11 protein-coding genes and 1 other annotated feature are annotated in these 12360 nt (G+C 50.1%); of the genes, 9 read left to right on the top strand and 2 right to left on the bottom strand.

The features are described 5' to 3' along the window. Positions 1-210 precede the first annotated feature (210 nt). Both ACGTIC_RS10340 and ACGTIC_RS10335 read left to right on the top strand, forming a co-directional pair. Positions 211-885 (top strand): hypothetical protein, encoded by a 675-nt coding sequence (locus ACGTIC_RS10340; protein WP_141700276.1) that lies wholly within the window; start codon positions 211-213, stop codon positions 883-885. 158 nt (positions 886-1043) lie between these two features. After that, positions 1044-1916: a DMT family transporter gene (locus tag ACGTIC_RS10335; protein WP_234995386.1), complete on the top strand. Its 873-nt coding sequence runs from the start codon at positions 1044-1046 to the stop codon at positions 1914-1916. A gap of 99 nt (positions 1917-2015) precedes the next feature. Here ACGTIC_RS10335 and ACGTIC_RS10330 read toward each other — a convergent pair whose 3' ends face one another. Further along, complete coding sequence (locus tag ACGTIC_RS10330) at positions 2016-3254, bottom strand: hypothetical protein (RefSeq protein ID WP_113855723.1); 1239 nt, start codon at positions 3252-3254, stop codon at positions 2016-2018. 73 nt (positions 3255-3327) lie between these two features. Further along, positions 3328-3578: a binding site (T-box leader), on the bottom strand. A gap of 379 nt (positions 3579-3957) precedes the next feature. Between ACGTIC_RS10330 and ACGTIC_RS10325 the strand changes: the two genes are divergently transcribed. The 4 genes from ACGTIC_RS10325 (at position 3958) to ACGTIC_RS10310 (ending at position 8602) form a co-directional block, all read left to right on the top strand. Beyond that, positions 3958-5121: an alanine dehydrogenase gene (locus ACGTIC_RS10325; RefSeq protein ID WP_059075288.1), complete on the top strand. Its 1164-nt coding sequence runs from the start codon at positions 3958-3960 to the stop codon at positions 5119-5121. A 36-nt stretch (positions 5122-5157) separates the two neighbouring features. Then, positions 5158-6561 carry a sodium/glutamate symporter gene (locus ACGTIC_RS10320; protein WP_113855724.1) on the top strand — a complete coding sequence of 468 codons (1404 nt, stop codon included), beginning with the start codon at positions 5158-5160 and terminating at the stop codon, positions 6559-6561. Positions 6562-6934: 373 nt separating this feature from the next. Further along, positions 6935-7090 (top strand): hypothetical protein, encoded by a 156-nt coding sequence (locus ACGTIC_RS10315; RefSeq protein ID WP_154662683.1) that lies wholly within the window; start codon positions 6935-6937, stop codon positions 7088-7090. A 135-nt stretch (positions 7091-7225) separates the two neighbouring features. Continuing rightward, on the top strand, positions 7226-8602 hold the full coding sequence (locus ACGTIC_RS10310; protein ID WP_257536493.1) for an MATE family efflux transporter: 1377 nt from the start codon (positions 7226-7228) through the stop codon (positions 8600-8602). Between the two features lie 123 nt (positions 8603-8725). Here ACGTIC_RS10310 and ACGTIC_RS10305 read toward each other — a convergent pair whose 3' ends face one another. Further along, positions 8726-9634, bottom strand: a complete 909-nt coding sequence (locus ACGTIC_RS10305) for a hypothetical protein (RefSeq protein WP_113855725.1) — start codon at positions 9632-9634, stop codon at positions 8726-8728. A gap of 199 nt (positions 9635-9833) precedes the next feature. Here ACGTIC_RS10305 and ACGTIC_RS10300 point away from each other — a divergent pair, with 199 nt between their 5' ends. The 3 genes from ACGTIC_RS10300 to thiE are packed head-to-tail and all read left to right on the top strand — an operon-like array spanning position 9834 to position 12310. Continuing rightward, positions 9834-10535: a class I SAM-dependent methyltransferase gene (locus ACGTIC_RS10300; RefSeq protein WP_257536494.1), complete on the top strand. Its 702-nt coding sequence runs from the start codon at positions 9834-9836 to the stop codon at positions 10533-10535. Then, positions 10511-11629, top strand: a complete 1119-nt coding sequence (locus tag ACGTIC_RS10295; RefSeq protein ID WP_113855726.1) for a Nif3-like dinuclear metal center hexameric protein — start codon at positions 10511-10513, stop codon at positions 11627-11629. Before ACGTIC_RS10300 ends, ACGTIC_RS10295 begins: the two co-directional genes overlap by 25 nt. An 18-nt stretch (positions 11630-11647) precedes the next feature. Further along, positions 11648-12310, top strand: coding sequence for a thiamine phosphate synthase (gene thiE, locus ACGTIC_RS10290; RefSeq protein WP_075581240.1), 663 nt, complete (start codon positions 11648-11650; stop codon positions 12308-12310). Positions 12311-12360 lie beyond the last annotated feature (50 nt).

Here is a 12360-nt window from a genome sequence, read left to right as displayed (position 1 = left end):
TGCCTGTGACATGGTATAATAAATCTATAACACGCATCTTTTAGAGGAACATCCATGCATATGACTGAGAACATACCTGAAAACACATCTCATACTTCACGCAATCGGAATATACGTTTTATTGCACAATGTTTGCTCCTGTATGCGTCCTGTTTCCTTTTATACTATGGTACATCGACGGGACAGGACGTAAGCGACGTGAGTCTGGCCATGAGACAGTTGATTCCACCGACGCTGCTGTTTTATGTCGTACAGCAGATTAGTGGAAAAACACTCCTTTCACGGCTTTGGCTGACGCAATTTCTTACGGGCATGAGCTGGGCACTGACTACCCCGCTGCTTATGTATTTCCAGCATGAGGGAACTCCCAAACTGGATCCCATGGCAGACATATTGTTTGGCTGTTATGCTGCGCTGTTTCTGATGTCGGCACAGCAGCTGACTGCCGGACGCAGGCATTGCCGCCTCTTTCAGTCCTGCACGACCATATTATCACAACTCCTGATGCTTATTCCGTTATGTCAGGTGATACATTTTTTCTTGTATGGGACCTGCATAACAGAGCAGACGATCTTTACATTTCGTACGGAACCATTGGGAATGTACGTACAGCAGGTATGCACCAGTTTAGGATGGCCCATGGTTATGGGGATAGTCGTCTTTTACTATTTCCTGGGATACTTTATTTTTAAGTTTAATGCCAGAATTTTTATTTCTCTGCCGACACTCAAACGGAATGCCAGCGTTTTGATTTTCTTCCTTACCTTTGTCATATTGGCGGTTTATCTGCCAAAGAATCTGATTCATCAGACCTATTTTTTCCGCGCCTGGCATCAGACGACCAAGGTGATGGAGCAGCAGATGCCGGCAGGTGAAAACAGGTGATGATACATGCCGGCGGACCGTAAGAGCGTGCAGGATAGGATAGGTAGTGTTGCCCTTCCGACAGATAAGATAGATCATACCTGTATCTGTCAGAAGGGCATTATTAGTACTATGAGTGGAAATCCGCAGGGATTTTGGCTTACGAAGGGGTGGGAAAGGTGTATTCATTGGAATCACATGCCAGAGGGTATTTAATTTTTTCTATGTTTGTTTTTGGGACGGTGGGATTATTTATTCATTATATTCCCCTGCCATCCAGTATCATCGCTCTCAGCCGGGCGTCACTGGGGGCGGCGTTCCTGTTCTTTCTGGTCCGCTTCCGCCATATGCCTATGTCGGGGCAGCAGATCCGTGATAATCTGAAGTTGTTGATTATTTCGGGTATCTGTATCGGCATTAACTGGATTTTACTATTTGAGGCGTTCCGCCATACGACGATGGCCATTGCTTCGATTTGCTATTACATGGCACCGGTATTTGTCATTCTCGTATCGCCGGTCCTGCTTCATGAAACCCTTACGGTACGAAAAGTCGTGTGTGTATTGCTGGCACTTCTGGGCATGATGTTTGTCGGAGGCGTTTTTGAACATGGGTTATCGGGCGTTACTGACTTGTCCGGTATTTTCTTTGCCCTCGGAGCAGCCGTATTTTATGCTTCCGTTATTGTGTGCAATAAGAAATTTTCTCCGATTTCGGCGTATGATAAAACCATTATCCAGTTGGCAGCGGCTGCCGTAGTTTTATTGCCATATACCCTTATCACGGAAAACTGGTCTTCCTTGTCCTGTACGCCATTTCAGTTTTTCCTGCTTCTCGTACTCAGCCTGTTTGTTACGGGATTTGCCTATGCGTTATTTTTTGGCTCCATGAGATACTTAAAAGCGCAGACGGTGGCCATTCTGACCTATATTGATCCGATTGTTTCGGTATTTCTGTCGGCCTTATTTTTACAGGAACCGCTGGCTGTCAGCACGATCATCGGGGCTGTCCTCATTCTGGGCTCGACTCTCGTCAGTGAGCTCAAAGCCTGAAGCAGGGCATAGAAAGAGAGGCCGTCACATCAATTGCTCAATGTGACGGCCTCTCTTTTGCGTTTACTGTAGATGTTTTTTATTTAAGGAATCTGAAAATTATGCGTTTTCCTTGGCCGTGCTCATGACCGGAGATTCTTCGAAAGAATCAGGATCTGCATTCATGGCGTCGATGCGGGCACGGTATGCTTTATCTTTGGCATAACGGATGTTTTTGTAACGGCCTACAGTCAGGAAGGGAACGATGATGATAGCAATAGCCAGGTATCCGCAGTAGCCATAGCCGTATTTGATGATATTGGTCAGACCGACGATAGAAACGGTCATGGACAGGGCAATGATGAAGAACGTGACAATGGCAGAACGGATAACGGCACTCTTGCTGACTTTTTTCAGCATATGGATTTCAGAGAAACGGGCCGTGAAGCCAAAGACGGTCGTAACGCCCGTAGAAATCAGGCATAACATCAAGAAGATGCTGTAGGCAACGGTCAGCCAAGTCATGCCCATGGATTTCAAGCTGGTCAGTGTCGGTAATGGAGATTTACCATAGATGCCGGTCCAGCCCAAGAGCATGCAGACGGCCAGGGTCAGGGCGATGGCATTCATAGCGAAAGAGAACCACATGGATGTAGCACAATTTTTACGGGTGACCAACGGCATGCCGACGACGATCATGGTCGGGATGACGACGCACTGGAAACCGGAGTAGGTGAATGCATGCAGAATAGCTGTCGGCAATTTGGAGAAGCCGTTTACGGCGAAATCCTGAGCCATGGCCTGTGTAAAGAACATGGTGCCTTCTACCGAACCGCCCATATAGACGCCGACGGAGAAGATGGCAATGACCATAGCCAGGATGGCAATGCCCATATAGGTCGTAGCGCGGCGGACGAGGCCGGCACCAAAAATGGTCAGGAAGAAAATAATCGTGCCGACGATGCCGATACCGGCATAATAGTTGATGCCCGTCTGTGCGGCCAGGGCAGAAGCAGCGCCGGAAACCGTGGCGGAAACGGCCATGATGACCATGATATAAAAGAATGCTTCAAACAATACTTCGATACCTTTAAACGGGCTGTACAAATTCTGGAACAGTTGTTTATAACTGCGCAGATGACGGGAATTGTACATATTCATAGCTTCTTTGATGGTCAGTGTAAACAGCAGCATCGTAATGATGGCTGTAACCGGTCCGAGCCAGCCCAGGCTGACGAAATAGACGTTTTCCTGATTGCCTGTAGCAAAACCGCCGCCGGCATGAGAACTGAATAATACGGCACCGACCGAAAAGCACAGGCTCAGCGATGCGGTTTTAAATGTGGATGGTGTTTGCATGATAATTCCCCCTAGTATAACAAATATCCCTCGTGAGAGAAACGAAAACGCCTTTCGTCTCTCTGCGTGTTTGCTAAGAGACGAAAGGCGTATATATCCTTCCGCGGTACCACTCTGCTTCGCCTGAAATCAGGCGCCCTCTCGGATACGGCATTTTCGCGATATCCATGCTCTGTAACGGGAGTTCCCGTAGCGGCCTACTAACCTTCTTTCAGCCTTTCCGCTCGGCAATGAGTTCGACTCCCCGTTCGCACTGCCTTGCACCGGCCGGCAGCTCTCTGTAGCTGATTGGGTAAGTTTACTAGTTTGCTTCATCGCGTTTGTGTGACGTTTGATGGTGCAATCATAGCACGCACATGGGGGAGTGTCAAGAAAATTCACGAAAAAAATATTAAAAATTTTCAGGTAAACGTTTAAGTTTACAAGAAAAACGTTTTACGTATCGACGTTTTTTTTGCCTGATATTATAATTTTAAACTATGCAGGTGTAGTTTTTTTTTTAAATGCACCCAGTCCGGCGGAAATCACAGGGAAACATATTTCGACAATCCACCTAGAAGGAACAAATGTACACAAAAAATAATGTATACAAAAAATGTAAGCTCTTATATATTGACAGCCCTCAAATATATAAAATATAATTGAAGTGTTGTCATTATACCAACATTGCTTATACATATATAATTTTGAGGAGGAATTATTCATGAAATTTGGCGTATTGAAAGATATTAAAGCTGATGAATACCGCGTCATAGCTACTCCGGCAGAAGTCGCCATGATCGCCCGCACAGGTGCGGAAGTATGGGTCCAGAAAGATGCCGGCAAGGGGGCTGGCTTTTCTGATGAAGCTTATGCGGCAGAAGGTGCTAAAATTGTCGATACGATGGAAGAAATTTATGCCAACTGTGATTTTGTGGCAAAAGTAAAGGAACTGGAAGAACGGGAATTTGATCTCATCCGGGAAAACCAGATTATCTTCACCTGCATCCATCCGGCAGCCCATCCGGCAGAAGTCGATGCCCTGCTGGCTCATAAAGCCGTATCCTTTGCAGCGGAAGACTCGCACCGCTATGGTTCGCCAAACTGTGAAGCAGCTGGTAAAATCGGCGCTATGATGGGTCTGAACAGCCTCCTTTCCTGCAACGGAGGAAAAGGCAAGTTCGTCAATGGCTTTGGCGGTGCTCCCGGTGTCCATGCCCTGGTCATCGGCGCCGGTACGGTTGGCCGTGCCTGTGTCGGCGTCCTGCAGCAGCTCGGTGCCCGGGTTACGGTCATGGATGTCAACATCGGCGTATTGCGCATGATCGGCCAGCAGTTCCATGAAAGCGTGGATACGATGATTTCCAATCACTATAACCTGACGAAGATCCTGCCGACGGTCGATGTCGTTTACAATTGTGTCCGCTGGCCGAAAGATGCCAAAGAATTCATGATCGACCGCAAGATGGTGGCATCCATGGAAAAAGGTTCTGTCATCGTCGATATCAGCAACGATTATGGCGCCATTGAAACGTTCCATGAAACGACTCATTCCCATCCGACCTATGTGGAAGAAGGTGTGGTTCATTACTGCGTCAGCAATATCCCGGCAGCCTGCGGCCAGTCTACTTCCATTGCCTACGCCGCTTCCGTCCTGCCTCATTTCCTGAGCATCATCAAAAACGGAGTCGCTGCTGCCTGTGCAAAAGATGGCTTCCTGCGCCGTTCCATGGTAACGTACAAGGGCTATCTGACACACGAAGAAACGAGTGCTATTCAGGATAAGCCTTGGATTCAGCCAGAAGTCATCCTCGGCATTAAAGATCAGGAACTGGATCCGGCTCCGGCTGCAACGGTTTCTAAATCCACTAATTTCGTTAAATTATAATTATACAATCACACGTCAGGACAGGGGGATACGTTTGTGACCGTTACTAATTTTCTGATCGACTTTTTTATAGCCTCAGTGTTCATTCTCATCGGGCAGCTGCTGCGCTCTAAAGTGGGATTCATCCAGAGATTTTTTATGCCGTCGGCGATGGTGGCAGGCCTTTTGGCACTGGCTGTCCGCTATACGGGGATCCTGCCGTTTTCCAAGGGGATTGGCAGTTATCCCGGCACGTTGATCATCCTGATTTTTGCGGCTATCGGCCTTCAGGGATTCACCATCCGTAAGAACGATATGAAAAAGGAAGTAGCCCGCCTTGGCTCTTACTTTTGCTACAAGACGCTGGCTCAGGCGATTCAGTTCAGCCTGCCTGTTATTTTTTCTATTCTGGTCATTTCGCAGCTGTTTCCCGATATTAACTATGCCTTTGGCCTCCTTCTGGCATCGGGCTTTTCCGGCGGTCATGGTACGGCCGCTGCCGTCGGGTCGGCTCTGGCGCAGATGGGGTTTGAAGATGCCAAGGATATTGGCATGACCTGTGCTACGGTAGGTCTGCTGGCGGGCATCTTCGGCGGACTTATCTATACGAAAATGGCAGCCCGCAGAGGCTATACGGCGTACATCAAGGATTTCTCCTATATTTCCGGCGACTTGAAGACCGGGCTGATTTCCAAGGAAAACCGTCAGTCCATGGGGGATGAAACCATTTCTTCGACGACACTGGATACGCTGGCTTTCCATCTGTCTCTGCTTCTGACCTGCTCCGGTGCCGGATGGTTCATCATGGATTTCATCTATAAGAGTACCGGTCTGGACCTGCCGAGTTACCTGTTTGCCTTCCTGCTCGGCGTGGGCTTCTTCCTCATCCTGAAACGGACGCCGGCTTACGATTACATTGACAACCGGGTCATCAGCCGCATTTCCTGCACGGCGACGGACTATCTTGTCTTCTTCGGCATTGCCTCTATCAAGATTCCCGTCGTCATCGAGTACGCTGTTCCCCTCCTTATGCTGCTCATCGTGGGCATGATCATCGTTACGTATATGCTCTGGGTTGTCGGTCCTCAGATGAATAACGAAAGCTGGTTTGAACGGTCTCTCTTCGTGTACGGCTATTCGACAGGCGTCTTTGCCATCGGGTTCGTCCTGCTGCGTATTGTCGATCCCGACAACAAGTCCAAAACGCTGAATGATACGGCTATTGTCGGTTCTCTCAATACGCCGTTTGAAATGTTTGCCTGGTCCTTTGGTCCTATCATGCTCATGCAGGGTCAGCACTGGCTTTTTGCCGGCCTCTATCTGGCTCTGACGATTGCCTGCTTTGTCGTCTGCAAAGCCTGTGGCTGGTGGTGGGGCGGCACGGACAAGCATCGCCCCGGCCTCGGTACAGGGGAAACGGAACAGGCCGTTGCCCTGGAAGCCCCGGGCACTGATAAATAATAACTGATCAATCATCGACAGGGGATGAAGAAAAGGACGGTCACACAAGAAATTTACTGTTGTGTGACCGTCCTTTTTATGCGTTTTGGGCATGAAAATCGTGTTACATAACCTTGGCTTTGTAATAAAAATGGTTTTGTTTTTTAAGTGACAGGCGTTACTTTTAAGCGGTTTAAAATTTTAATATCATTCCGAAAAATTTAATATCATCTGCGGAGAAAAGCTATGCGTAAGGGATATTGGTCTTTTCAGTTGTTTTGTTTTATAATGCATAGCGGATAGGGAAAGAGCCCTGAAAAGCGCATGGAATACGCTGTTATCAGCAATTTTCCATGTCGTTTTACTCGCTTGTAGAGAATAGGAGAATCCGCGTATGTATATCATGGGAATGGAAAAAATTTTAAGCCGTAATTACGCAATCTGGAAAAAATCCGAAAAAGATAAAGACGATGATAAAACAAATCACCGCGGTCCCCGCAAAGGACTGCCTGTGGGACTGATGATGGATTGTCTGCCGGCGATGGGGTAAAAATATGTCAGTCATAAATAAGAAAGCACAGCAGAAAAGAGAAATTCCGCCTTTCTGCCGTGCTTTCTTTTTGCTATAATGAAATAACAATAGTATCGTTTCAGGATAGGTGGGCCCAATGGAAAAGGAGACCTTATGGATCACGTACAACGCATAAAACGGCATGAACACAAAAAAAGACAGATTGATATGCTGCACGGTCCTCTTTGGAACAAATTGATTATATTTGCACTTCCTCTGGCCCTGACCGGCGTGCTTCAGCAATTATTCAATGCAGCCGATGTGGCTGTGCTGGGGCAGTTTGTAGGAACCCATGCCATGGCGGCCGTAGGCAATAACACACCTGTCATTTCGTTATTTGTCACCCTGTTTCTGGGCTTGTCCCTGGGGGCCAATGTCGTCATCGCCCGGTATCTGGGAGCACGCTGTCCGGAACAGGCCGGTGAAGCCGTTCATACTACGTTTATGCTGGCTCTGCTGGTCGGTATACTGCTCATGATCCTGGGAGAGGCAACGGCCGGTATCATTCTGTCTCATCTCGGCGTTCCCGACGTGGTTATGCCGGCAGCCGAGTTGTATTTGCGGATTTATATGCTGGGACTTCCGTTCATCAGCTTTTATAATTTCCAGTCCGCTATTTTCCGCAGTCGGGGAGACACGCGGACGCCACTGGTGGCCCTTGCTGTGGCCAGTGGTCTGAATATCGTGCTCAACCTGCTATTTACGGGACTCTTTTCCGGGGGAGTCGCCGGTGTAGCGATTGCCACCGTCCTTTCCTATGGCGTAGGAGCGGCGATTTTGTTCGTCGCCTTGTTGCACAGCGACGATGTCCTGGAATTACATTTGCATGACTTGTGCCTGAAACGGGTCTATCTGGCGCCTGTTTTACGGATCGGACTGCCGGCAGGCCTGCAGGGCATGGTGTTTTGTATTTCCAATATCATCATCCAGTCGGCCATTAACAGCCTGGGTGCCGATGCCATGGCCGCATCGGCGGCAGCTTTTACCATCGAAATCAACGTGTACTGTATCATCAATTCATTTGGCCAGGCTGCGACAACCTTTGTCAGTCAGAACTACGGTGCCCGCAATATCCGGCGCTGCCGGAGCGTCATGTGGTGGTGTCTGGGCCTCAATGCCTTTTTCATGGGACTGATGGCCTTGTTCATTTACTGGAAGGCGATTCCCATGCTGGGATTTTTCAGCAGCGATCCCCTGGTCATCGAATTGGGGAATACGCGCATCATTTATGTCGTGTATACCCAGTTTATCAATATCCTCATAGAAATTTTGTCGGGAGCCATGAGGGGATATGGCTTTTCTCTCCCGCCGGCTGTCCTCACTCTCATTGGTATCTGCGGTGTGCGCATTGCCTGGGTGTATGCCGTTTTTCCTTCATCCCATACATTTGCAACGCTCATGGCAAGTTATCCCATCAGCTGGATTGTGACGGCCGTACTGCTGGGCCTGTTATACTACCGGTACGTACATCGCCTGCCCCATACATCATAGAAAATAAAGAAAGAAAAGCGGATTTGTCACCATGGCAAAAGCCTTGTGGGAACAAATCCGCTTTGCGTTTTAGTATATATCCTGCCATTTTCAGTACCGTTGCGTCAGATGACGCAGGCCGTCTTACCGGCGTGGCGGCGGGGAAGGACGATGGCCCCGTGGCGGTGGGGGCGGGCCGGGATGATGATGGTGGTGATGCCCGTAATATCCCCATCCGTATGGCCATGGATCATAGGCCCACATCGCATCGAGGTAGATTTCATTCAGATACGCGGCATAGGCCATGCGTTCCAGATCCTCTTTGGTTACGACGCGGATTTCCCGCACTACCGTGCCTTTCTGATCGCCAACCGTATAGTCTGCCATGATATCGGCTTTACCCGTAGAGACCGGCTCGATGACGCCGGACCCGGTTACTTTGGCAATCGTGTCATTCAGGCTGCGGGCACTAAGCGTATAGGGGACATTTCCGGGAATCTGCATCCGGATGACGCCCTTGCTGCCCAGTGCCAGATAACGCGGATATACGACGAGGCGGCTCTTTTTCAGCAGTTTTTCCGCACTGCCATAAATCATGCCCGGCTGGTCCCCGTCTACCCGCCAGACAGACGACTGGTCTTTGGCGACCAGATACTCACCGGCCAGTTCCTGTGTATCCGTGTGGTATGCCCGGACATGACGGAAATACTTATCCGTCAGTTCTTTATCGATGCGCAGGTAGTATGGTTTTTCCTTGTTATCCAGTCCGGTCAGAGCCGGATTCAGACTGTTGATCAGAGTCGTCGTCTGGTCATAGGCCTTGCCGCTGGTAAGATAGAATTTTTTTATGAGTTCCGTGCTCCGTCCTGCCAGCGGATCGACGGGCTTACGGGTATTTGATACGGCATCAGCTGTTCCGTTTTCTGTAACAGCTGATGCCGTGGCAGGCGCTGCCGGGACGGTTGCCGTCGGTGATGCCAGGGCGACTCCGCTGCATCCTGCCAGCAGAGATAACCAGAGTGCCGTACGATAAATGAGTTTTTTCGCTTTCATGGAGAAGATACCTCCTTGGTAAAGGACTTTTTCATACATCTATTATAAGAGGACATTCCTGTTTTGTCACATCCATCGGACAAACTGTCATGGAACTGAAACAATTTTTCCTCCCCTTTATAGCAGACTGATACAGAAAAATGTCTATGAATGTGGTAAAATATAAATAATGTGCATAGTATAAAAGGAGTGTTATCCAGTGATACATCTCACGAAACGCCTGCAGGCAGCGGCCGGACTCGTTCCGGAAGGGGCCTGCATAGCCGATATCGGCACCGATCATGCCTATCTGCCCGTTGCCCTTTGTACCAGCGGGCGGTGTCCCTCTGCCATTGCAGCCGATATTGCCGAAGGTCCGCTCAGCGCGGCCCGTTCCCATGTACAGGGGGCAGGGCTGGCATCGTCCATTGAATGCCGTCAGAGTGACGGGCTGCAGCATATCCGGCCCGGAGAAGTGGACGGCGCCGTTTTCTGCGGTATGGGCGGCCCCCTTATCGAACATCTGCTGGAGCAGTCGCCGGACGTCGTCCGTTCCCTTTCCTTCCTGATCCTGCAGCCCCAGAGCCACGCATCCCGCCTGCGGCGGTATGTATACAGCCAGGGATGGCATATTACAGCGGAACGGCTCGTAGAGGAAGAGGGCCGGCTGTATGAAATGATGAAAGCAGAACCGGGCTGCGGGGAAATCCCTGATGACTGGCTCTACGATGTCGGCCCCTGCAACTGGCAGACCAGGAATCCGCTCCTTCCCCGGCTGATCCGTCAGCTCATCGAAAAAGACAGGATGATTTGTCAGGGCCTGGAGAAAAGCCAGCAGGACCAGGGGGGAAGACAGGAACAACTCAGGACACACATTCAGACCATGGAGGCTCTCTTATGTCGATACAACTCAGTAAAATAATCAACATCATGGAATCCTTTGCGCCGCCCTGCCTGGCGGAAAAATGGGATAATCCGGGCCTGCTTGTCGGCAGTCCCCGGGAAGAAATCCAGAGTGCGGTGGTAACATTGGATGTGACCATGGATACGGTGGAATACGCGATAAAGAATAAAATCAATCTGATTATCAGCCATCATCCGGTTATTTTCCAGAAATTATCGTCCCTGCGCACGGACACCTATGACGGGCTCATGTATGAGAAATTGCTGAGCCATCACATTTCCGTCTACAGCGCCCATACGAACTGGGACAGTGCCGAACACGGCATCAATGATATCCTGGCACGGAAAATCGGACTGACGGACATACAGGGCCTGGTTCCCGTTCATACGGATCCACTGTACAAATTCGCCGTATATGTCCCGGAAAGCCACGCTGAAGCCGTGCGGATGGCACTGGGAGAGGCCGGTGCCGGGTTTATCGGGAATTACAGCCATTGCATGTTTAGTGCAGACGGAGAAGGGCAGTTCAAGCCTCTGGCCGGGACGCATCCCTTCATTGGCGATATAGGGAAACTGGAACGGACGAAAGAAGTCCGGATTGAAACGATTATTCCTGCCAGCCGGCTGAATCTGCTTTTATCGGCCGTACGGATGGCTCATCCATACGAAGAACCGGCCTTTGATATCTATCCCCTGGTCAATAAGGGGAAATCCTGTTATATCGGGCGGATTGGAAAGCTGGCACAACCGGAACCGGCACGGATGGTCCTGCGGAAAATCAAGCGGGCCCTGGGCATCCAGATCCTCACCTATGCCGGGCCGGAAGATATCATCGTAGAAAAGGTAGCCCTTTGTGGAGGGGCCGGCGCGTCTTTCATTGGCGAAGCCGCCGCTGCCGGTGCCCAGTTGTACCTGACGGGCGATGTGAAATACCACGAAGCACAGGACGCGGTAAAGCGCGGACTGGTCATTGCCGATGGCGGCCATTATGGTACGGAAGTCATTTCTGTCCCGGTCCTGGCCCGGCGCCTGCAGAATGCCGCAAAAGAACGGGGCTGGCAGGTTGTTTTCCAGACAGACCCGACGATGAAAGATATGTTTGGCCATTGTTAAGAAAGGAGTAATGAAAGAATGAAACGAGAAGAAAGTCTGCATCAATTTTTAACGGAACCCATTTATTGCATCCTCGGTGAAGCCCTGTGCCTGGGCAGAGGAAATATAGAAACGGCCCGGCAGGTCATCGACGCCGGCGTCAAAGTGATCCAGTACCGGGAAAAGCATAAATCCTGGCGGGAAAAGTATGCAGAAGCCAGCCAGATTGCGGCCATGTGCCATAAAGCCGGCGTCACCTTCATCATGAACGACTCGGTCGATCTGGCCATCGCCTGTGGTGCTGACGGCATCCACGTCGGCCAGGACGATGCACCCTATTCCTTCGTGCGCAGACTGGCCGGCCCGGATGTCCTCATCGGCGTTTCCACGAATACCATCGATGAAATAAAAGGTGCCATTGCCGACGGGGCCGACTATGTCGGATTTGGGCCCATGTATCCGACCCAGTCGAAAAAGGATGCCAACGATGTAGTCAGTGATGAAGCCATCCGTTACGCCCTGACCCAGAACGACATGCCCCTTACCTGCATCGGCGGCGTCGGCCCGGAAAACATGGCACATCTGTACAAAGAAGGATTCCGCTCCTTTGCCATGATCAGTTCCATTATTTCGCAGCCCGATATCGGTGCGGCTGTCCGTCACATGAGAGATATCCTTTCTAAAGCAGCGCAGGAAGGATAAGGACGATTAATACATATTTATATGCCATAGGCAGCGGGGCGTCATCCTCA

This window comes from Megasphaera hexanoica, from assembly GCF_043520715.1.
Classification (GTDB): Bacteria; Bacillota; Negativicutes; order Veillonellales; family Megasphaeraceae; genus Megasphaera; species Megasphaera hexanoica.
This window is presented reverse-complemented; position numbering and strand designations above follow the sequence as displayed.